Genomic DNA, 19,922 nt, shown 5'->3' on the forward strand with positions numbered 1-19,922 from the left:
TGTGGTCCCGGAACGCCGGTACCGCCGCAGTCGTGACAGCCGACCCACCGCGCTGGGGCTCGAAGGACGATCGGCTGACCGCCGGCAGCGGCGCCTGGCTACCCGGGCAAGCTCCCGGACCGCAGCACTCCCGGTCCGGCAGGCAGTGGGCACCGGGCGATCCCGGATCTGCGCCACCTGTTCCGCCGCGCCGGCGACGGGTCGTCTACCCGGCGGGCGTGCTGCCCGCCGCGGGGGTCGCGGGTCTGGTCGCGGCGGCCACCGTGCCCCTGGACCGGCCCGGAATCGGCTGGCTGCTGGCGGGTTCCGTTACCGCGGTCGCGGTCGGCACCGTCCATCGGCGCGCCGCGGTCCGGTCGGATACACCCGCTGAGCGCCGGATCCGGCCCGGCCGCTGGTGGGCGGCCGCCGCACTCGCACTGCTCGCGGTGGGCACGTTCCGGGCCGCGGGGTGGTTGTTCGTGCTCTGCGTGATCGCGGCGGCCGTGTGCGGGTCGCTGGCGGTGGTCGGGCGGCCGTCGGCGCGCGGAGTGTTCCACGACGCGATCGCGGTCCCGCTGGCCTCGGCCGGCGCCCTCGCCTGGGTGTACGCGGCGCAGGGCAGGCGGCAGGGCAGCACCGGAGCACGGCACTGGCGGCTCGGAACGTCCGTGGTCGCCACGGTGGTGCTCCTGGCGGTGTTCGTGCCGCTGCTCGCGGGCGCCGACGCTACCTTCGCCGCCATCGTCGCCGGGCTGGTGCCGCGCATGGACGCCGCCACCACCACTCGATGGATCGTGCTGTTCCTGCTCGCCGGTACGGCAACCCTGGGCGCGTTGTATCTGCTCGCCGGTCCCCTGGCTCCTGCCGAGGCACAACGCGCACCCGCGAAACGCACACTGGCACGACTGGAATGGGCGCTGCCGGTCGGCGCGCTGACGGTGTTGTTCGCGTCGTTCCTCAGCGCCCAGCTGGTGGCCCTGTTCGGTGGCGACGACTATGTGCAGCGCACCGCCGGGCTGACCTACGCCGACTACGCGCGCAGCGGGTTCTGGCAACTGGCCGCGGTCACCCTGCTCACCCCCGCCGTCATCCTGCCCGTATTGCACCGGGCCACCAGGGATTCGGCGACCGACCGCATCTGGCTGCGCGGACTGCTCTGCACGATCAGCGGGCTCACCCTGGTGATCATCGCCTCCGCGCTCGGCCGCATGTGGACCTATCAGCAGGCATACGGATTCACCGTGCTGCGTCTGCTGGTCGGAACCTGTGAACTCTGGCTCGGTGTCGTCTACCTGCTGGTGATCGTCGCGGTTCTGCGCCTGGAAACGGCGTGGCTGCCGCGCACCACCCTCGCGACCGCGGTGATCGCGCTGCTGCTCCTCGCGGTCGCGAATCCCGAGGCGCTGGTCGCTTCGGAGAACATCGATCGCTGGCAGCGTGGTGAAGACCTCGACGTGGACTATCTGTCCGGGCTGTCGGCCGATATCGTCCCCGTCCTCGACCGTCTTCCCGCACCTATCCGTCTCGACCTGCGGCAGCGGCTCACGCACGGACCCGATGACGAGACCTGGAACAGCTGGAACCTGGCCCGGATGCGCGCGGGCGAATGACCGGGAGCACCACGCAGTGACGGCGGCCCCGGCACACGGATCGCGGCGCCGAGGGCCGCAACTACTCAGATGCCGAAGTCCCGCAAGGCTTCCAGGACTTCGTCCGCCAGCTCCGGCCGGCAGATGAGCAGATCCGGGAGGTAGGGGTCGGGCTGGTTGTAGATCAGCGGTGAGCCGTCCAGGCGCGAGGTGTGCAGGCCCGCGGCGGCGGCCACCGCGACGGGGGCGCAGGAGTCCCATTCGTACTGCCCGCCGGAGTGGGCGTAGATGTCGGCTTCGCCACGAACGACCGCCATCGCTTTGGCGCCGGCCGAACCCATGGGGATGGTCTCGGCGCCGAGCGCGGCGGTGAGGTGGTGCACGCAGGCGGGTGGGCGGCTGCGGGAGACGACGATGCGCGGCGGGCCGTCGTGGGCGGGCGGGAGTACCGGCGGCGCACCGGTTTCCAGCACCAGCCCGGGCACCGGAAGCGCGACGGCGCCGATCTCGGCGCGGCCGTCCACCGCCAGCGCCACGTGCACGGCCCAATCCGCTCGCGGGGGCTGGCCGTATTCGCGCGTGCCGTCGAGCGGGTCGACGATCCAGACCCGGCTGCGGGACAGGCGAATCGGATCGTCGGTGCTCTCCTCCGAGAGAACCGCGTCGTCGGGCCGCAGCTCCGCGAGCCGCTTCAGCAGCAGTTCGTCGGAACGCCGGTCCCCGACCGCACCACCCTGGTCACGGATCTCGAGCAGGAGCTCACCGGCTTCCCGGGCGAGCTCGGCGGCCACCGCGTGGTCGTCCATATTCGGTTCTCACTCTCCCGCCGGACGGCGAACCGACGCCGGCCGGGCGCACCTGGCGCGCCGGCGTTCGGCCGGCGCTCGCATCGCCCCGCGGTGATCGGCGGGACCCTTGCAGTGTGCCAGCCGGTGCGGCCGCGGCGGCGTGCCCCCTGCCGCTGCGGGGCGATCAGGGGGCCGGGAGCAGCCGATCAGCAGGCGGGTGCGGTGCCGCCCTGCAACTTCAGCAGAGCGCAGAAGGTGGTGGCGGCGACCTTCCACTGCCCGTTCTCCTGCACGGCCTGCCCGGCCTGATCCGGCAGCACCGGATTGCCGCCCATCAGCAGCGTGTAGGTCACATCGGCATGATCGGCGTCGACGGTGGTGACCTTGGAGACCGTCGCGGAGGTGCCCTGTGCCTGCGGGTTGCCGGCCTGGGCGGCCAGCACCGGCGCGAACACGTCGCCCTTCTCCACCGCGGCGGCGCGTTTGTCGGCGGGCTGTTTGGCGTCGAAGAACAGCACATAGGCGTCGGTGACCGCCTTGGTGGTCGCCGGGTCGGCCGCCGCCGATCCCGCGGCGGGCGCGGCGGCGGAGGTCGTCGCCGCGGCGGTCGCCGTGGTGGTGGAGGCGGTGCTGTCGGACTTGTCGTCACTACAGCCGGTGACGGTCGCCGCCGCGATCACCGCGATACCGCACAGACCCGCCGCGCCGCGAATCATCTTGTTGCGCATGGATATGCCCTTCACTCGATTTTCTGTTTCATCTCGTCCAGGTTCACCAGAATCGGATAACCGTTGACGCTGAGCGCATTACCGTGCCCGGTCTGGTGCACGTCGAACACCGACTGGATGGCCGCGTAGAAGCCCTGCACATCGAGGGTCTGGTTGACCGCGCGCTTGGCCTGGCGCAGACCGAACGGCGGCATCGCGGCGATGCGTCCGGCCAGTGTCCGGGTGCGGGAGTCCAGTTCGTCGCGCGGGACGACACTGTTGACCATGCCGATCTGTTCGGCCTCGCGCGCGGTGACCGCCCGGCCGGTGAACAGGATCTCCTTGGCCTTACGCGGCCCGAGTTCCCAGGTGTGCCCGTGATATTCGACGCCTCCGATCCCCATCATCACCACCGGATCGGAGAACTGGGCGTCCTCGGCGGCGACGATCAGATCGCACGGCCAGCACAGCAGCAAACCACCCGCGATGCAGCGGCCCTGCACCGCGGCGATGGACGGTTTCGGGATGTTGCGCCAGCGCAGCGAGAATTCGAGGTACTTCCTCGATTCGATGGCGTAGATGCGTTCCAGGGTGATCGTCGACGGATCCGGCCACGAACGGTCCTTGAGATCGTGCCCGGCGGAGAAGTGTTTCCCGTTGGCGCGCAACACGATCACCGCGACATCGTCGTCGGCGCCCGCCTTCTGCCAGGCGGCATCCAATTCTTCCAGTAGTTCGCCGTTCTGGGCGTTGGCGGCCTCCGGGCGGTTGAGCGAGATGGTCGCGATCTTGTCGGCGACCTCGTATTCGATGTAGGACATGGCGATTCCTCAGCCTCGGGGCAGGCCGAGCACGCGCTCGGCGATGATGTTGCGCTGGATTTCGGAGGTGCCGCCGGCGATCGTCCCGGCGAAACTGCGGGTGTAGCGTTCGAACCAGCTGGCGCCGAAGGCATCCAGATTCAGCGGGTTGAACGGCGTGGTCCGCGCCGGATGGATCAAGCCACCGGCTGCCTGCGCGCGCAGGGCGTGGCCGGAGGCGGTCTGCACCGCCTCGGAACCGAAGACCTTCAGCACCGACAGCGCCGCCACATCCTGTTCTCCGCGCGCGGCGCGGGCCAGCGCCGCCGAACCGAGCAGCCGCAGGGCATAGCTGTCCATGATCAATGTGGCGTAATGATCGCGATCGAGCACCGTCTCCGGGGCGAAATCGGCGGCCAGTTCCTCGAGCCGGTCCGCGTAGGACAACCACAGCAGTGTGCGTTCGTGTCCGAGCGAACCATTCGCGACGCCCCACCCCCCGTGCAGCGGGCCGACCAGGTTCTCCGCCGGCACCCGCGCACCTTCGAAGAACACCTCGTTGAAATCCAGATCGTGCGGACCGCAGACCGAGGCGAACGGTCGTCGTGTCACGCCGGGGGTGTCGGTGGGAATCAGCAGCACGCTGATCCCCTTGTGTTTCGGCGCGTCCGGGTCGGTGCGCACGAAGGTCAGCAGCACATCGGCGTCGTGGGCGCCGGAGGTCCACACCTTCTGCCCGTCGACGACGAATTCGTCGCCGTCACGCACGGCGCGGGTGCGCAGACCGGCCAGATCCGATCCCGCGCCGGGTTCGCTCATGCCGAGCGCGGCGGTGATCTCGGCGCGCAGAATCCTTCTCGCCCAACGGGTTTTCTGCTCGTCGGTGCCGAACGACAGCAGCGAGGCGGCGACGATTCCGACGCCCTGCGGATTGAAGCTGTGATAAATGCGCCGGTTCGACAGTTCCTGCAGATGCACGTACTGCTGCAGGATGGTGGCATTGCGCCCGCCGAATTCGGGCGGATTGCCGGGCAGCAGCCAGCCGTGATCGAACTGCAGACGCTGCCAGTCGCGCGCCCATCCGGGCACGTCGGCACTGGAATGCGACCGCCGCCGGCTCGCGGTGGCCGCATCGGGCAGATGGGCGTCGAGGAAGGCCACGAATTCGGCCCGGAACCGCTCGACGTCGTCGTCAAATCTCAGTTGCACGGCACTCCTCGGCGATCAGCGCCCGGTGTTCGGCCGCACCGCCGAGCATCAGCTCGCCGGCCTGGGCTCGTTTGAGCGCGAACTGCAGGTCGTTCTCCCAGGTGAATCCCATGGCTCCGAACAGCTGTAAACCGTTGCGGAACACCACGTTCTGGCACTCCCCGGCGCCGGCCTTCGCCATCGAGGCCGCCAGCGCCCGGCGCGGGTCGTCCTCGGCGATGGTCAGCGCCGCGAAATAGGCCAGTACCCGGGCCCGCTCGATGGCCACATGCATATCGGCGGCCTTGTGTTTGACCGCCTGCAGCGACCCGATCGGCACACCGAACTGGTGGCGGGTGCGCACATGGTCGAGCACCAGGTCGAGAATCCGCCGGCAGGCGCCGACGATCGTCAGGGCCATCCCGGTGGCGGCGAACTGGCGCGCCCGCGCCACATCCACGGTGCTGCGCCGATCGTGTCCGGCGCGCACGCCGTCGAAGCGCACCTCGGCGATGTGCAGCACCGGATCGAAGACCGCGCTGCGGCGCACCTGCACCTCGGCCGCCGGCACCACGAACACACCCGCCTTGGTCACCACCGCGAACCGTTCTGCCCGGTCGCCGTCGAGGACGTGGTGGGCGGTGCCGCCGAGCACCCAGCCATCGGCGTCGAGAACCGCGTCCACACCGTCGTACACGGCCGTGCCGGCCACCGCCGGATCGGCGAATTCCGATGCCAGCGGAGCGAATTGGGTCATCGTGGCCAGATACGGCGTGGGATCGGTGGCCCGGCCCAGTTCCTCGAGCACGATCGCCAGCTCGACAGCGGCCGCGTCGCCGGTCAATTCGGTCCAGCCCAGCTCGATGTAGGTGCGCCACAACGGCATCGGGTCGCCGCCCTTGTCGGCGATCTCGCGGATCAGCGTCGCCGGACACTGTTTGCCGACCGCCTCGCGCACGGTGTCACGCCAGAGTCTTTGTTCGGAGTCGAACTCCAAAAGCATCCCGGACCGCCTCTCTGGCCACTAGACTGCCTACCGACGCGAGAATAGCATTCTCCACAGCAGAAAGTAACAGTCTCTCGCGCCGTTCCCGAACACGCGCCCTCGGTGCCCGGGAACATGACATTCTCCGGTACAGTGCATTCATGTTCTGCACACATAACCAAGGACCGAGCCGACCGTGAGCAGCCCCAGCGAAGAGCCCGCCTGGAAGCAACGCGCCGTCGAGCGCTCGATCCGCACCGCGAAATTGCGTGCCGAACAGCGAGTACAGCGCTTCCTCGACGCGGCCCAGGCCATCATCACCGAAAAGGGCACCACCGATTTCACCGTGCAGGAAGTGGTGGACCGCTCCAAACAATCGCTGCGCAGCTTCTACCTGCAGTTCGACGGTAAACACGAACTGCTGCTGGCGCTGTTCGAGGATGCGCTCAGCCGCACCGCGGACCAGCTCCGGGCGGCCGCCGACGGGCAGGACGATCCGATCGACCAGCTGCGGGTGACCATCGAGCTGCTGTTCGAACTGAGCCGTCCGGATCCGACCGCGCAGCGGCCGCTGTTCACGGATTTCGCTCCGCAGCTGCTGGTTTCACACCCCGCACAGGTGAAGGTGGCACACGCGCCGCTGCTGAGCCTGATCACGGAGTTGATGGAGAAGGCCCAGGAGCAGGGCCGGTTGCGCAAGGAACTCAATGCGCGCCGGACCGCGGCGATGGTCATGCAGACGGTGATGTTCACCGCGCAGTCCACCGGTGGCACCGACGAGGAGACCACCCACCCGATCACCGCCGAGGAAGTCTGGAACTTCTGCGCCCACGGCTTTGCTCAAGACTGAGAATTTCATTCTCGAATTCAGAGAAGGTCGCTTACACTCGGGTTCATGCCCGATCTGTGGAGCGACCTTCTCGCTTGTCTCGACCTGCATTCGGTTCCGGCCGGCGACGGCCGCGATACCGCGGTGTTCTCCGGCCCCAACCAGAGCCTGGGGTACTACCGGATCTTCGGCGGCCAGTTGCTGGCGCAATTCGTGCGCGCCGCGCAACTGACGTGTCCGGACAAGTCCGTCAAATCGCTGCACGCGCTGTTTCCCCGCGAGGGTAAACCGGACGAGGCGCTGCGATACCGCGTGCAGGTCCAGCATCAGGGGCGGACCTTCGCCTCGGTCACGGTACAGGCCGAGCAGGCCTCGGGAATCGTTGCCACCGCGACGATTTCCCTGCACGCCGCCGACGACGGCCCCGAACAGCAGGCGACCGCACCGATCGGGCCGCTGCTGTCGGCCGAGCACAAGGCCGGATTCGACATCATCCCGTGGGAGACACGGACGAACGTCGACCTCGACGACACCGGCTCGGCCGCACCGGAATTCGAGTTGTGGATGCGGACACCGGCCGCAGAGGCCACGCTCGCGCCGGCGTTGACCGGCTACGCCACCGACCTCACGCTCATCGGCACCGCGCTGCGCCCGCTCGAGGGAGTGTGCCAGCGCGGCAACGGCACCGCGTTCCGCTCCGCGGTCACCAGCCACACCCTCTGGTTCCACCGGCCGTTCCGCACCGACGACTGGCTGTTGCTGCGCCAGGACAGCCCGGTGATGGCGCAGGGCCGCTGCTTCGGCCGCGGGGACGTGTTCACCGAGAACGGTTCACTGGTCGCCTCCTTCGCCCAGGAAGCCATGGTGCGATTCCGGTAAGACCGAATACGGTGCCGCACAGCACCTCCGGTGAGCAGCACACGATGTGGTCACCCGCCGGGCGGGGACAACTCGATCAGCGGAATCCGCCGGGCCGTGCGCTTCTGATAGTCCGCGTAGCCCGGATAGGCGCGCACGACCTGCGGCCACCGCACCTCGCGTTCGGCCGGGGTGAGTACGCGCGCGGTCATGGAACGTGCCGCCCCGTGCCGGAAGGAGACCTCGACGCGCGGTTCGGCGCACAGGTTGTGGTACCAGGCGGGTGAGACGGCGTCTCCGCCCCGCGACGCCACGATCAGATAGCGCTCGCCGTCCACGATCGGGACGGTGAGTACCACGGTGTGCCGCCGCCCGCTGCGTCGGCCGACGGTGGTCAGGGTCAACGTGGGCATCTTCTTGAAGCGCGTACCGATGCGGCCACCGGTGACGTCCAGCAGGGTGCGATGCAAACCGGTCACGGTCTTCAGGCGCAGGTCGGTGGCGATACGGCGGGTGTCGGGCACGGGAGCTCCTCGGGTCGGAAGGCGGTCGCATACGACGATCCGGATCCGGCTTGTGAACGACCAGTGACCGATCAGTGGTCCAGACGCACGCGGGCGGCGTCGATCCATCCCTGGTTCGCGCAGCCCTCGGCGATGCGCAGGGCGCCGCGATGGTGTTCGGCGGCGAGATCCGGATCGCCGCACAGCGCCGCCAGGTCTCCCAGCACGAGATCGACCGGGCCGACGGTGAACGACCCGGTGTCGGCGCCGGCGAGACGATCGCGATACCGCAGCAGGTCCCGGTAGATCGCGGCGGCCTCCGCCGCCGTGCCGAGCGCCGCGATCACCATGCCGCGCAGGGTGAGGAACAGCGATCGGAACAGGTCATCCGGAACCGCTCGCGCGCGGCGCCGGACGCGGGCCGCCGCCGCCCGGTCACCGGCGGCGAGCAGGACGAGCGCGTGGAAGTCGACGGTCGCCTCCGCGGTGTCCGCCGGGGCACTTCGGACGAATTCCTCGATCGTCTCGGCCAGTTCCCCGGCCCGGCCCTGATACAGGCGGACCGTGAACAGCGCCATGAGCGGAAGTGTGCCGGCATTGAAAATCCCTGTGCGGGCGAGCAATTCGGCGGCCTCCAGGTAGCGCCGCTCGGCGTCGTCGGCGTCACCGCCCACCAGCGCCAGCAGTCCCCGGGCCATCGCGTTCGCCGCCTGGGCTTGGCGCCACTGATACCGGTCGGCCGGCCCGGTGGCCGCCTCGAGATGCGCACGGGCCGCCTCGAGATCGCCGGCGAAGGCGGCGGCCTGCAGCGCTACCGTGTGGCCCAGCAGCAGGTAGGCATGGTGATCGTTGCGCTGCCCGATCTCGATCAGTTCGGCGCCGAGCGCACCGCGATCCGGACTGTCGTAGAGCGAGGCCCGGGCCTGCAGCGCCGGTGCGAGCAGTGTGTCGTCGCCGAGGTCGCGGGCGAGGGCCTCGGCGTCACCGGCCACCCGGCGGGCCCGGTCGAGTTCGGCGCCACCGATCTCCTCGACCAGCGCGACCGACAGCCGGCACCGGTCGGCGGGGGCCAGCCCGGGACACCGCAGCGCGGTCTCGACGCGGGCGACCACGGCGTGGTCGACGACACCGTAGCGCCGGTTCATCCAGGGCGTCGGGGCGTCCCAGGCGGTGAACGCCCGCACCAGCAGGTCGGCCCGGTCGGCATCCTCGGCCAGCGTCGCGGCCCGGTCGCGGGCGGCGCGCGCGGCGAGGCCGGCGCCGCAGACGAGGTGGCTGCGTCCGGCTCGGCACAGCAATGCCACCCGCTCGTCGACGGTGTCGCCGCCGGGATGACGCTCGAGCGCGCGGGCCGCGCGTTCGTATCCGGCGGCGGCGACGTCATGGGCGAAGCGCCGCTCGGCCCGCTGCGCCGCGGCCACCGCGTAGTCGGCGGCTCGCCGCGCGGTCTGCGGTGTCACCGATTCCCCGTAGTGGTAGGCGAGGGCGGTGAGATCGGCGGGATCGAGCTCTTCGACCGCGGCGCCGATGCGGCGATGCCAGCGGTCGCGGCGGATCCGCGACAGGTCTCCCAGCAGTGTGTCCCGCACCAGGACATGGGCGAAACGCGCTCGCCCACTGGCGGGTTCGTGCAAAAGCCCGGCGACCACTCCGGCCTCGACCGCGTCCAGCACCTCCTCCTCCCCCACCTCCGCGGCCCGCACCAGAACCGCGAGGTCGAACTCGCGGCCAATCACCGCGGCCAGGCGCAACACCGACACAGCCGTCTCGGGAAGCCGGGACAGCCTGCGGCGCAGCACATCTCGCACGCCGTCGGGGACCTCGGACGCGGCGACCAGCTCGCCCTCGCTCTGCAACAGGCGCGCGATCTCGATGAGGTAGAAGGGATTGCCGCCGGTGCGATCGTGCAACGTCGCCACCACCGGGTCCGCGGGTGCGCGTCCGAGCAGAGTGCCGACGAGCCGGGCGCTGTCGGCTATGTCGAGGCCGCGCAACCGGACTCGCGCACGGACCGTGGTCGCCGAGCTCGTCAGCGCCTCGGCCAGCGCGGGCGGCACCTCGTCGGACCGGTAGCCGATCACCATGAAGACCGGCGCCCGGGTGGCCACCGCGGCGAACAACGCCGCGGTCTCGGCATCACACCGATGGGCGTCGTCGAGCAGGATCGCCGGCGGCCGCGCGTGCGCGACAGCGGTGAGATAGTCGATCACCGCACGGTGCAGCAGGAAACGGCCGTGCGCGCGGTCGGCCCGATCGGGTCCAGCGCCGTCGGTGAGCAGCGGAGCGAGCGCGGGCGCCAGTTCCCCGGGATCGTGTTCGCCGGCCAGGGCACGCAGGATCTCGACCCACGGCCATGCCGACGGGGCGGCCTCGTCCTCCGGGCAGCGACCGATCACGACGAGATATCCCGCATCGCGCAAGTCGTCGCGAAGACGGTGCAGCAGAGCGGTTTTCCCGCTGCCCGCCTCACCTGCCACGGTCGCGGTCCGTGGTCCCTCGCCCATGGCGGCCAGATGCAGCGCGGCGAGTTCGGCGTCGCGCCCGAACAGTGCCGTCGCCGTGGCCGCCGGGACCGGGGCGCGCGGCGACAGCGACTTCGTGAACGCCTTCTCCTGCACCGGGATTCGCTGCGCGAGAATGTCGGCTTCCAACCGCGTCAGGGCAGGTCCCGGATCGATGCCGAGTTCGTCGGTTAGGATCTCGCGCGCCTGCCGCAGTGCGGCGAGCGCGTCCGCTTGACGTCCGGCCCGATAGCGTGCCAGCGCGGTGAGCCGCCAGGCCTCCTCACGCAGCGGGTGCTCCCGGGTCAGGACTTCGGCTTCGGCCGCCGCCAGCGCGGGTTCGTCCTGGTCGAGCAGGGCCGCCGCCAGCTGTTCGCGCGCACCGATACGCAATTCCTCGAGCCGCGCCGCCTCCGCCGTCGCCCAGGCCTCCTGCGCATAGGCTCCGTACGCGGGGCCCTGCCAGCGGGCCAGCGCCTGCTCGAGTGCGCGGCGCCGCCGCTGCGGATCGGTCTGTCGCGCGGCCAGATCCAGCTCCGTGCCGAACGACCAGGCATCGACGGCCTCGGTGTCGAGCCGCAGCGCGTATCCGGGAGCGCGGCTGACCAGGACCGTCGCCGGTGCGCGCGGCGCCCGTTCCGGCTCCAGCAGCCGCCGCAGATTGGATACGTAGGCCTGCAGCGAACCCAGTGCCCGTGGCGGTGGCTCGCCCCGCCACAGGTCGTCGATCAATCGGTCGACCGGCACCACCTCGCCCCGGGCGACCAGCAGCCGGGCCAGCACGCCGCGTTGCCGCGGACCGCCGAGATCGAGTTCACCGTGCTCGTCCGACGCGGTCAGCGCTCCGAGGACCCGAATCCGAACCATGATCCGCACAGTCTAGGACGGCGGCCGCCAAGTGCGTCTCGAGTCGGCCGCAAGCGGCCGGCCCCACCCTCGTCGCAGTTCTCGACACCGACAGGAGCCGCCATGCCCACCACCCTCGCGCCCACCCGCCCCGACACCTTCGACATGCTCGTCGTGCACAACGCCTTTCGCAGTCACTTCCGCGCGCTGCCCGCCCTCGTCGCCCGGGTCGATGCGGGCGACGTCGAGCGCGCCCGGCAGCTCGCGGCATTCCTGGACGAGCTGTGCACCGGGCTGCACGAGCATCACACCGGCGAGGACGAGCTGATGTGGCCGCTGCTGCTCGCACGCGCCCCGATGCATGCCGGCGCGATCCTGCGCATGGAGGAACAGCACGAGCGCATCGCGGAGCTGGTTCGCCGTGCGCGGCGCGATGCGGGCGAATTCGCCACGGCCACATCAACTTCGGTGCGCGATCGGCTCGCCGAAACCCTGCGGGCGCTCGCCGCCGCGCTGGACGAGCACCTGGCCGACGAGGAACGCCAGGTCCTGTCGGTGGTCGAGGAGGTCATGACCGTCGCGGAGTGGCGGGCTCTCGGCGAACGCGGCCGCGCGCAGATGCCGAGGAACCGCCAACTGGTCTTCCTCGGCTTCCTGATGCACACAGCGTCCGAATCCCAGCGGCGCAAACTTCTCGCGGAGATGCCGCCGGTGGCTCGCCTGGCCTGGCGGGTGCTCGGGCGTCGCGGCTTCGCCCGGGAGTATCGCGCGATCTACCGCCGCGATCCCGAGTGGTGAGCGACCACCCGCGGCACGCTCACCACCGGATGGCCGGCGCCGGAACGGCGGCCGAGCGTGGAACCAGCCGTTCCGCGGCGGTATAGGCATCCAATGCCCCGGCGGCGACGTCCGCGGCGAGGCGGTCCAGATCCGGGTGGGCTCGCACTCGGGTGTGCACCAGCGACAGGATCTGCACGCGGGCGCGCGCAATGCGGCGTCCCGGGTCGTCGCTGCGCTGGTGGGCGTCGATGGCCCGGGCCAGTTCGGGCACCCCGGTACCGTTCTCGGCGACGAGGGTGAGGATGGGCGCCGACGATTCGCCGCGCAGTTCCCGCACCGTCCGGTCGGCGCCGGGCCGGTCGGCCTTGTTCACCACGAGGATGTCGGCGACTTCCAGCAGCCCTGCCTTGGCGGCTTGAATCGCGTCTCCCGCACCGGGATTCAGAATCACCACGGTCGGATCGGCGACCGCGGCGACCTCGATCTCCGATTGCCCGACCCCGACCGTCTCGACGACGATCCGCTCGTAGCCGAGGTCGGTGAGCAGCCGGATCGCGGCCGGCACCACCGCGGCCAAGCCGCCGATATGCCCGCGGGTGGCCACCGAGCGGATCAGCACGCCGGGGTCACCGACGTGAGCCGACATCCGGATGCGGTCACCGAGCAGGGCGCCGCCGCTGTAGGGCGAGGACGGATCCACCGCCAGGACGGCGACCCTGGCTCCCTGCGCCCGGTACGTGCCGACCAGCGCCGCCACCGTGGTCGACTTTCCGGCGCCCGGCGGCCCCGTCACGCCCAGCACCCGAGGGGTGGCGACCGAGCCGAGCAGTGCGAGAACCTCGTCGCGGCTGCCGTTTTCGACCATGCTCAGCAGCCGCCCGGTGGCTCGCAGGGAACCGTCGCGGGCGGCGGCGAGCAGCCGCTTGGCCTCCCGCCCGGCGGTGGTCACGGAGCCGGCACCTCGATCACGGTCGCCGACCCCATCCCGCCACCGGCACACAGCGCCGCGATACCGAATCCCCCACCGCGACGGCGCAGTTCGTGCACCAGAGTGACGATCATCCGCGCGCCGGTGGCGGCCACGGGATGTCCCAGCGAGCAGCCGCTGCCGCTGTAGTTCACCCGCTCGGGATCCAGGTCCAGCGCCTTGACCGCGGCCAGCGGGACCGAGGCGAAGGCCTCGTTGATCTCGATCAGCTTCACCTCCGACAGTGAGATATTCGCCCGCGCAACCGCTTTGGTGATCGCCTCGATCGGCGCCAGGCCGGTGTCGGCCGGGTCCACTCCCACCGAGGCCCACGAGCGGATGACACCCAGCGCCGGCAGGCCCAGCCGATCCGAGGCGATGGCCAGCGCGGCGGCGCCGTCGTTGGATCCCGAGGCGTTACCCGCGGTGACGGAGAACCCCTCGATCTCCGGATGCAGCACCTTCAGTCCCGCGAGGCGTTCCAGGCTGGTGTCGCGGCGCGGATGTTCGTCGACGGAGAATTCGCCGTGTGGCGTCTCGATCGGGACGATCTCCTCCTTGAACCTTCCCTCGTCGATGGCGGCGATCGCGTTGCGATGCGAACGCAGGGCCCAGGCATCCATCTCCTCGCGCGAGATTCCCGCCTTGACCGCCGTATTCCAGCCGACGGTGATCGACATGTCCAGATTGGGCGCGTCGGGGCGGTTCGGATGCGACGGCGACACCCACGGGTCGATCCATTCGTCGGCACCGACCCGGAACCGCACCCGCGGACCGGTGGAATCGGAATTCACGCCACCGGCGATGACGAGTTCGTCCATCCCCGCGCGGATTCCGGCCGCCGCGCTCTGTACCGCGGCCATTCCCGCCGCGCAGTGCCGGTTGGCGGCCAGTCCCGGCACCGTGGTGAGTCCCGCCGTGACCGCCGCATGGCGGGCCAGTACCCCGCCGCCGTAGCGGCCTTCACCGAGGACGACGTCGTCCACCCGGCTCGGGTCGATATCGCGCGCGACCGCCGCGACCACGTGGTGGGCGAGGTCGAAGGCGTTGGTGTCGCGCAGCGTGCCCTTGCGCGCGGTGCCGATGGGGGTCCGCACGGCGGAGACGATGACGGCTTCAGGCATGGGAGCTCTCCAATTCGGCGACGAGGTTGCGGCGCAACAGTTTTCCGGTTTCGGTCTTGGGCAGTTCGGCGCGGAACACGATCGCATCGGGGGTCTTCGAGGACCGCATCCGCTCCCGCACCCACCGCTTGATCTCTTCGGGATCGCCGGCGCCCACCACGACCGCGACCAGCCGCTGCCCCCATTCCGGGTCGGGCACCCCGATCACCGCGGCCTCGCTGATCCCGGGATGGGTCAGGAGCACGTCCTCGATTTCGGCCGGTGCGATGTTCTCCCCGCCGCGAATGATGGTGTCGTCGGCGCGGCCCTCGATGAACAGATAGCCGTCGTGGTCCAGCCTGCCCAGATCGCGGGTGCCGAACCAGCCGTGCGCGTCGAGTGCGGTGCGCGCGCCGTACTCCCCCGAGATCTGCTCGCCGCGCACGAACACCAGGCCGGTCTCCCCGATGGGCAGCGATTCCCCCGCGGCACTGCGGATGTCGAATTCGACGCCGGGCAGCGCCCGGCCGACGGAGCCGAGTCGCTCGCGGATCGCGGGATCGGTCGCGGCCTGCGCGGCGCGGTGATCCTCCGGGCCGAGCACCGCCACCGAGGAGGCGGTTTCGGTGAGGCCGTAGGCGTTGACGAAGCCGGTGCCGGGGAACATCGCCAGCGCCCGCTCCAGTACCGGCCGCGGCATCCGCGAACCGCCGTAGGCCAGGCTCGCCAGTGTCGGTGTGTCCGCCTCGGCACCATCGGCCGCGGTGACGATGCGGGCCAGCATGGTCGGCACCAGCATGGCATGCGTGATCCGTTCGGCCCGAACGGTATCCAGCCACCGCTGCGGATCGAACGCCGGCAGATACACCACCCGGCGGCCGCTGTAGAGATTGGACAGCAGGTTGGTGAGGCCGGCGATGTGATAGGGCGGCACCGACACCAGGGAGGCGTCGGATTCCGCGGCCGCGCCGAATTCCATCGTGTTCAACAGATAGGCCATCAGATGCCGGTGCCGCAGTAGCGCCGCCTTGGGTTCGGAGGTGGTGCCGCTGGTATAGATGATCGCGGCCACCGCCTCACCGTCCCACGGCGCCGGCTGTGGTTCCGGATCGGGCTGTGCCGCATCGGTTTCCACCAGGGCGCCCAGATCCTCGGGGCGCAGCACCCGCGCACCCGGATGCCGTGCCAGCAGTGCCGACAGCTGGTTGTCGCCGAGTCGATAGTTCAGCGGCACGAACGGCACCGCGGCCAGGACCGCGCCGAACAGCGCCACCGGATAGGCCAGGTGATTCGCCCCCAGGTACAGCACCGCCGAACTGTCGGCGAAGTCCGCGGCCGCGCGGCGCGCCAGCCGTAGCAGCTGCGCCGCCGTGAGGGATCGGCCGTCGACGGTGATCACCGGCCGGTTTCCGGCCGAGGCCGCCATCTCGAGGATCATGCTAATGTTCATGAGAACATTATTCTCTCAGTAAGAGAGTGTTGATTTCAAGAGAGGGCGGTGTCATGGAGATCAGCGGTAGCTCCGCGATCGTGGTGGGCGGAACCGGCGGACTGGGCGAGGCGACCGTGCGACGGCTGCACGCCGCGGGAGCCAAGGTGGTGGTGGCCGATGTCGCCGACGACAAGGGCAAGGAGCTGGCCGCCGAACTCGGTATCCGCTATGTGCACACCGACGCCACCAGCGAGGAGTCGGTGCAGGCGGCGATCGCCGAGGCGCAATCGCTGGCCCCGCTGCGCATCTCGGTGGACGCGCACGGCGGGCCGGCCAGCGGTGGCCGATTGGTCGGCAAGGACGGCAGCCCGCTCGCATTGGACGGCTTCCGCACCACGATCGAGTTCTATCTCACCGCCGTGTTCAACGTACTGCGGCTCTCGGCCGCGGCGATCGCGCAGTCCGAATCGGGTGAGGAGGGCCGGCGCGGTGTCATCGTGAACACCGCCTCGATCGCCGCCTACGAGGGCCAGATCGGTCAGTTGCCGTATTCGGCGGCCAAGGGCGGCGTGGTCGGTATGACCCTGGTCGCCGCGCGCGACCTGTCGCCGCTGGGTATCCGGGTGGTGACCATCGCACCCGGCACGTTCAACACCCCGGCCTACGGTAAGGCCGCCGATCAGCTGGAAACCTATTGGGGCAAACAGGTTCCGCATCCCAAGCGGATGGGCCGCTCCCCGGAATACGCGCAACTGGTGCAGTCCATCGTGGAGAACGATTACCTCAACGGTGAGGTGATCCGCCTCGACGGCGCGTTGCGCTTCCCGCCCAAATGACCGCTCTGACGGGCAAAGTCGCGTTCGTGGCCGGTGCCAGCCGCGGTATCGGCGCCGCGATCGCGCACGGCCTGGCGGCGGCGGGGGCCGAGGTGGCCGTCGCCGCCCGCTCGCGGGAACCGGGACGGGTGCCCGGAACCATCCACTCGGTGGCGCAGCGCATCACCGCATCCGGCGGCCGGGCCCTGCCGGTGGCCTGCGACGTCACCGACGCCGAATCGGTCGACACTGCCCTGGCGGCAACGGTTTCCGCATTCGGCGGAGTCGACATCGTCGTCGCGAATGCCGGGGTACTCGCCCTGAGCCCGATCGAATCCACCCCGGACGCGCGCTGGCAGCGCTGCCTGGACGTCAACCTCACCGGCGTCTTCCATGTCACCCGGGCCGCGATCCCGCTGCTGCGCGCCCGCGGCGGCGGTTCGATGATCGCCATCACGACCACCGGTGTCGGCATGCTCGACCGCGGCGCCAACGCCTACTGGATATCCAAGGCCGCGGTGGAACGCATGTACCTGGGGCTGGCGGCGGATCTGCGGGCGGACAATATCGCGGTGAACTGCCTGTGCCCCTCGCGTGTCGTGCTCACCGAGGGCTGGCAGGCCGGCGGGGGCGGACAGCGGATTCCGGCGGAGATGGTCGAGCCACCGGAGACGATGGCGGAGGCCGCGGTACTGCTCGCCGGGCAGGACGCGAGCGGCATCACCGGATCGGTCCAGCAGTCGGAAGTGCTACTGGCACAACGCTAGCGCCCCTCGGGGCACTACGCCCGAGCGGCCCGCAGGCCACCGATCACCGCGTCACCGAATTCCGCGAGAGTCTCCGGCTGCGCGAAATCGGTGAACCAGACGTAGAACCGTTCGACGCCCTCCTCCACGGCCGCGGCGAAGTGGGCGATCAGCTCCTCGGCGTTTCCGCACACCAACCCGCTTGCCAGATAACCGAATCGGCGCAGGCTCAGCGCACGCACCCGGTCGGGATCGGCGCCGCGCCCTGCGAAACCCACCAACTGCTGGGTCGACACGCGCGCCGGCCCCGCGTTCGCCCGCAGTCGCGGCAGCCGGTCGAGCTGACTGGCCGGCAGGTTCCACCAGTCCGCGTAGCGGCGCACCAGCGCCATGGTGGCGGGACCGGACCCGCCGATCACGATCGGGATCCGGGAGGTCGGCGCCGGTGCCAGGCCGAGGTCTCCCTCGCCCGCCCAATACCGCGGCAGCAGCGCCAGTGTGCGTTCCAGGCGGGCCCGTCGGGCGGGGCCGTCCTCGTGGCTGATGTCGAAATCGGTCAGCTCGCTCGGCACCGATCCCGAACCGAGCCCAAGTTCGAACCGGCCACCGCTGGCCTCCTGCAGCGCCACCGCCTGTTTCGCCAGCATCGCGGGATGGCGCAGCGCGTCGCAGAGCACCAGGTGGCCGATGCGCAACCGTTCGGTGCGCGCGGCCACCCAGGCGGCCACCGTCATCGCCTCCCACAGCGGCTGCTGTTCGGCGCCGGGCGCCCGCACATGATCGATGAAGGCGATACCGTCGAATCCGGCGTCTTCGGCCACCTGGGCACGTGCCACGATCTCGGCCATATCGAGCCGGATCTGCGGCAGGAACAGATACCACTGCGGCCCGCCCATATTTGCCACGGCTATTTCTTCGCGCCGTTCCTGGGCGCCGACAACCGGGCCAGATTGGCGCGCAGATCCTCCGATTGGAAGGTCAGATCCTCGGCGGTGAGCGCGAAGTCGAGGGTGGCCAGCACGGCTCGCTCGAGTTGCAGGTTCAGTATTCGCTTGGTGGATTCGACTGCCTGCCTGGGCAACCGGAGGATCCGCTCGGCGCAGGCGTGTGCCTCGGCGACCGGATCGGCGACCACGTGATTGACCAAGCCCATCTCCCGCGCCCGCTCGGCCGGGATCCGATCTCCGGTCAGCGCGTACTCCTTGGCCAGCAGCAGGCTGGTGTGCAGCGGCCAGGTCAGTGGGCCACCGTCGGCGGCCACCAGCCCCACCTGCACGTGCGGATCGGCCAGATAGGCCTGTTCGGCGATGTAGACGATATCGCTGAGGGCGACCAGGCTGCAGCCCAAGCCGACGGCGGGCCCGTTCACGGCGGCCACGATCGGCACCCGGCATCGCGCCATCCCGAGCACGATATCGCGGCCGTGCGCAATGGTTTTCGCGCGCATCTCGGCGTCGCGGCTCAGTTCGCCGAGGTATGCGAAATCGCCGCCGGCGGAGAAGGCGCGCCCGGCGCCGGTGAGCACCGCGACGCGGGCCTCCCGATCCTCGCCGAGTCGCGGCCACAGCCGGGCCAGCCCGGTGTGCAGCGCGTCGTCGACGGCGTTGAGCGCGTCGGGACGGTTCAAGGTGATGATGCGAATCGGGCCCTCGGCCCGGACGTCGACTTCGGCGGGCAGGTCGTACATGTCAGGCTCCCAATCCGAGTATGCGGGCGGCGATGATGTTCTTCTGAATCTGCGAGGTGCCGCCCATGACGCTCTGCGCGCGGCTGTAGAGGTAGGTGCCGAACATGTCGGCGTCGTCGGTGCCGGCGACGCTCAACGCGGCATGACCGACGGCCTGATCCACCCAGGTCATGAGCAATTTGTCGAGTGAACCGTCGGGGCCGTGCGAGACACCGTCCAGCTGTTCGGACAGCCGTCGCCGCACATGCAGCCGCAGCATCTCCGATTGCACTGCCGCCCAAGCCAATTCGTCGGGCACCGGTCCGTCCAGGCGGTCGGCCAGCACACGCACCGTCTTGGCGTAGCGAGCCGAATAACCGAGTGTCGACGGTTCCCGTTCGTGACCGACCACGGTCATCGCCAACTTCCAGCCTTCACCCGGCGCGCCGACCATCCGATCGGCCGGGACGGTGGCGCCGTCGAAACTCACCTGCCCGAATTCGGTGGTGATACCGCTGATCATGCGCAGCGGCCGCTGCTGCACACCCGGCTGCTTCATCGACACGATGAACGCCGAAATCCCCTTGTGCCGAGGCGCTTGCGAATCGGTGCGGGCCAGCAGCAGGCACCAGTCCGCGACATCGGAATAGCTGGTCCAGATCTTGTGGCCGTGGATCACATAGTGGTCGCCTTCGAGGGTGGCGCTGGTGGTGAGTGCGGCGAGATCCGAACCGGCGCCCGGTTCGCTGAAGCCCTGACACCAGCGTTCGGTCCCGTCGATCATGCCGGGCAGGAATCGCTGCTGCAGTTCCTTGCTGCCGTGGCGGCCCAGCCCCT

Annotated in this window: 19 protein-coding genes; 6 read left to right on the plus strand and 13 right to left on the minus strand. The window is 70.1% G+C overall.

Features of this window, described 5'->3' with window-relative positions:
- Window positions 1–32: 32 nt before the first annotated feature.
- Window positions 33–1,592, plus strand: coding sequence for a DUF4173 domain-containing protein (locus tag IRT45_RS37745; protein WP_309240951.1), 1,560 nt, complete (start codon window positions 33–35; stop codon window positions 1,590–1,592).
- A gap of 65 nt (window positions 1,593–1,657) precedes the next feature.
- On the opposite strand, the gene IRT45_RS13975 is transcribed toward IRT45_RS37745, so the two are convergent.
- The 5 genes from IRT45_RS13975 to IRT45_RS13995 form a co-directional block, all read right to left on the minus strand.
- The gene (locus IRT45_RS13975) at window positions 1,658–2,377 is read right to left on the minus strand and encodes a 3'(2'),5'-bisphosphate nucleotidase CysQ (protein ID WP_063002033.1); all 720 of its coding nucleotides are present in this window, start codon (window positions 2,375–2,377) and stop codon (window positions 1,658–1,660) included.
- 188 nt (window positions 2,378–2,565) lie between these two features.
- A complete protein-coding gene (locus IRT45_RS13980; protein ID WP_194806273.1) occupies window positions 2,566–3,087 on the minus strand; it encodes a hypothetical protein in 522 nt (173 codons plus the stop codon).
- A gap of 11 nt (window positions 3,088–3,098) precedes the next feature.
- Window positions 3,099–3,887 carry an enoyl-CoA hydratase gene (locus IRT45_RS13985; protein ID WP_194806274.1) on the minus strand — a complete coding sequence of 263 codons (789 nt, stop codon included), beginning with the start codon at window positions 3,885–3,887 and terminating at the stop codon, window positions 3,099–3,101.
- A gap of 9 nt (window positions 3,888–3,896) precedes the next feature.
- Entirely contained in the window at window positions 3,897–5,075 is a 1,179-nt protein-coding gene (locus IRT45_RS13990; RefSeq protein ID WP_194806275.1) for an acyl-CoA dehydrogenase family protein, read from the minus strand.
- Window positions 5,059–6,057 carry an acyl-CoA dehydrogenase family protein gene (locus IRT45_RS13995; RefSeq protein WP_194806276.1) on the minus strand — a complete coding sequence of 333 codons (999 nt, stop codon included), beginning with the start codon at window positions 6,055–6,057 and terminating at the stop codon, window positions 5,059–5,061. Before IRT45_RS13995 ends, IRT45_RS13990 begins: the two co-directional genes overlap by 17 nt.
- A gap of 178 nt (window positions 6,058–6,235) precedes the next feature.
- Here IRT45_RS13995 and IRT45_RS14000 point away from each other — a divergent pair, with 178 nt between their 5' ends.
- Both IRT45_RS14000 and IRT45_RS14005 read left to right on the plus strand, forming a co-directional pair.
- Window positions 6,236–6,889, plus strand: coding sequence for a TetR/AcrR family transcriptional regulator (locus IRT45_RS14000; RefSeq protein ID WP_094025038.1), 654 nt, complete (start codon window positions 6,236–6,238; stop codon window positions 6,887–6,889).
- Window positions 6,890–6,934: 45 nt separating this feature from the next.
- Window positions 6,935–7,747: an acyl-CoA thioesterase II gene (locus IRT45_RS14005; RefSeq protein ID WP_194806277.1), complete on the plus strand. Its 813-nt coding sequence runs from the start codon at window positions 6,935–6,937 to the stop codon at window positions 7,745–7,747.
- A 50-nt stretch (window positions 7,748–7,797) separates the two neighbouring features.
- Here IRT45_RS14005 and IRT45_RS14010 read toward each other — a convergent pair whose 3' ends face one another.
- Complete coding sequence (locus IRT45_RS14010) at window positions 7,798–8,250, minus strand: nitroreductase/quinone reductase family protein (RefSeq protein ID WP_309240952.1); 453 nt, start codon at window positions 8,248–8,250, stop codon at window positions 7,798–7,800.
- Window positions 8,251–8,321: 71 nt separating this feature from the next.
- On the minus strand, window positions 8,322–11,597 hold the full coding sequence (locus IRT45_RS14015) for a BTAD domain-containing putative transcriptional regulator (protein ID WP_194806279.1): 3,276 nt from the start codon (window positions 11,595–11,597) through the stop codon (window positions 8,322–8,324).
- Window positions 11,598–11,699: 102 nt separating this feature from the next.
- Between IRT45_RS14015 and IRT45_RS14020 the strand changes: the two genes are divergently transcribed.
- Window positions 11,700–12,374, plus strand: coding sequence for a hemerythrin domain-containing protein (locus IRT45_RS14020; RefSeq protein WP_194806280.1), 675 nt, complete (start codon window positions 11,700–11,702; stop codon window positions 12,372–12,374).
- A 19-nt stretch (window positions 12,375–12,393) separates the two neighbouring features.
- On the opposite strand, the gene IRT45_RS14025 is transcribed toward IRT45_RS14020, so the two are convergent.
- The 3 genes from IRT45_RS14025 to IRT45_RS14035 are packed head-to-tail and all read right to left on the minus strand — an operon-like array spanning window position 12,394 to window position 15,876.
- Window positions 12,394–13,305, minus strand: a complete 912-nt coding sequence (locus tag IRT45_RS14025; RefSeq protein ID WP_309240953.1) for a GTP-binding protein — start codon at window positions 13,303–13,305, stop codon at window positions 12,394–12,396.
- Window positions 13,302–14,447 carry a thiolase family protein gene (locus IRT45_RS14030; RefSeq protein ID WP_194806281.1) on the minus strand — a complete coding sequence of 382 codons (1,146 nt, stop codon included), beginning with the start codon at window positions 14,445–14,447 and terminating at the stop codon, window positions 13,302–13,304. The genes IRT45_RS14025 and IRT45_RS14030 overlap by 4 nt, the downstream gene beginning before the upstream one ends.
- Window positions 14,440–15,876, minus strand: a complete 1,437-nt coding sequence (locus IRT45_RS14035) for a class I adenylate-forming enzyme family protein (RefSeq protein ID WP_194806282.1) — start codon at window positions 15,874–15,876, stop codon at window positions 14,440–14,442. The genes IRT45_RS14030 and IRT45_RS14035 overlap by 8 nt, the downstream gene beginning before the upstream one ends.
- 53 nt (window positions 15,877–15,929) lie before the next feature.
- Between IRT45_RS14035 and IRT45_RS14040 the strand changes: the two genes are divergently transcribed.
- Complete coding sequence (locus tag IRT45_RS14040; protein ID WP_194806283.1) at window positions 15,930–16,694, plus strand: SDR family NAD(P)-dependent oxidoreductase; 765 nt, start codon at window positions 15,930–15,932, stop codon at window positions 16,692–16,694.
- A complete protein-coding gene (locus tag IRT45_RS14045; protein WP_194806284.1) occupies window positions 16,691–17,440 on the plus strand; it encodes an SDR family NAD(P)-dependent oxidoreductase in 750 nt (249 codons plus the stop codon). Before IRT45_RS14040 ends, IRT45_RS14045 begins: the two co-directional genes overlap by 4 nt.
- A gap of 14 nt (window positions 17,441–17,454) precedes the next feature.
- On the opposite strand, the gene IRT45_RS14050 is transcribed toward IRT45_RS14045, so the two are convergent.
- From IRT45_RS14050 to IRT45_RS14060, 3 genes are all read right to left on the minus strand, one after another.
- Complete coding sequence (locus tag IRT45_RS14050) at window positions 17,455–18,315, minus strand: LLM class flavin-dependent oxidoreductase (RefSeq protein WP_194806304.1); 861 nt, start codon at window positions 18,313–18,315, stop codon at window positions 17,455–17,457.
- An 11-nt stretch (window positions 18,316–18,326) separates the two neighbouring features.
- Window positions 18,327–19,106, minus strand: coding sequence for an enoyl-CoA hydratase/isomerase family protein (locus IRT45_RS14055; protein WP_194806285.1), 780 nt, complete (start codon window positions 19,104–19,106; stop codon window positions 18,327–18,329).
- A 1-nt stretch (window position 19,107) separates the two neighbouring features.
- Window positions 19,108–19,922: acyl-CoA dehydrogenase family protein (locus tag IRT45_RS14060; protein ID WP_194806286.1), on the minus strand; the 815-nt coding region annotated here is incomplete at its 5' end.

This window comes from Nocardia sp. BSTN01 (assembly GCF_015354405.1).
Classification (GTDB): domain Bacteria; phylum Actinomycetota; class Actinomycetes; order Mycobacteriales; family Mycobacteriaceae; genus Nocardia.

Bases quoted from the DNA above. Each gene is read 5' to 3' on its own strand.
- IRT45_RS13975 (WP_063002033.1), bottom strand. From the start codon at position 2,377: ATGGACGACCACGCGGTGGCCGCCGAGCTCGCCCGGGAAGCCGGTGAG.
- IRT45_RS13980 (WP_194806273.1), bottom strand. From the start codon at position 3,087: ATGCGCAACAAGATGATTCGCGGCGCGGCGGGTCTGTGCGGTATCGCG.
- IRT45_RS13985 (WP_194806274.1), bottom strand. From the start codon at position 3,887: ATGTCCTACATCGAATACGAGGTCGCCGACAAGATCGCGACCATCTCG.
- IRT45_RS13995 (WP_194806276.1), bottom strand. From the start codon at position 6,057: ATGCTTTTGGAGTTCGACTCCGAACAAAGACTCTGGCGTGACACCGTG.
- IRT45_RS14005 (WP_194806277.1), top strand. From the start codon at position 6,935: ATGCCCGATCTGTGGAGCGACCTTCTCGCTTGTCTCGACCTGCATTCG.
- IRT45_RS14015 (WP_194806279.1), bottom strand. From the start codon at position 11,597: ATGGTTCGGATTCGGGTCCTCGGAGCGCTGACCGCGTCGGACGAGCAC.
- IRT45_RS14020 (WP_194806280.1), top strand. From the start codon at position 11,700: ATGCCCACCACCCTCGCGCCCACCCGCCCCGACACCTTCGACATGCTC.
- IRT45_RS14030 (WP_194806281.1), bottom strand. From the start codon at position 14,447: ATGCCTGAAGCCGTCATCGTCTCCGCCGTGCGGACCCCCATCGGCACC.
- IRT45_RS14035 (WP_194806282.1), bottom strand. From the start codon at position 15,876: ATGAACATTAGCATGATCCTCGAGATGGCGGCCTCGGCCGGAAACCGG.
- IRT45_RS14040 (WP_194806283.1), top strand. From the start codon at position 15,930: ATGGAGATCAGCGGTAGCTCCGCGATCGTGGTGGGCGGAACCGGCGGA.
- IRT45_RS14045 (WP_194806284.1), top strand. From the start codon at position 16,691: ATGACCGCTCTGACGGGCAAAGTCGCGTTCGTGGCCGGTGCCAGCCGC.
- IRT45_RS14050 (WP_194806304.1), bottom strand. From the start codon at position 18,315: ATGGGCGGGCCGCAGTGGTATCTGTTCCTGCCGCAGATCCGGCTCGAT.
- IRT45_RS14055 (WP_194806285.1), bottom strand. From the start codon at position 19,106: ATGTACGACCTGCCCGCCGAAGTCGACGTCCGGGCCGAGGGCCCGATT.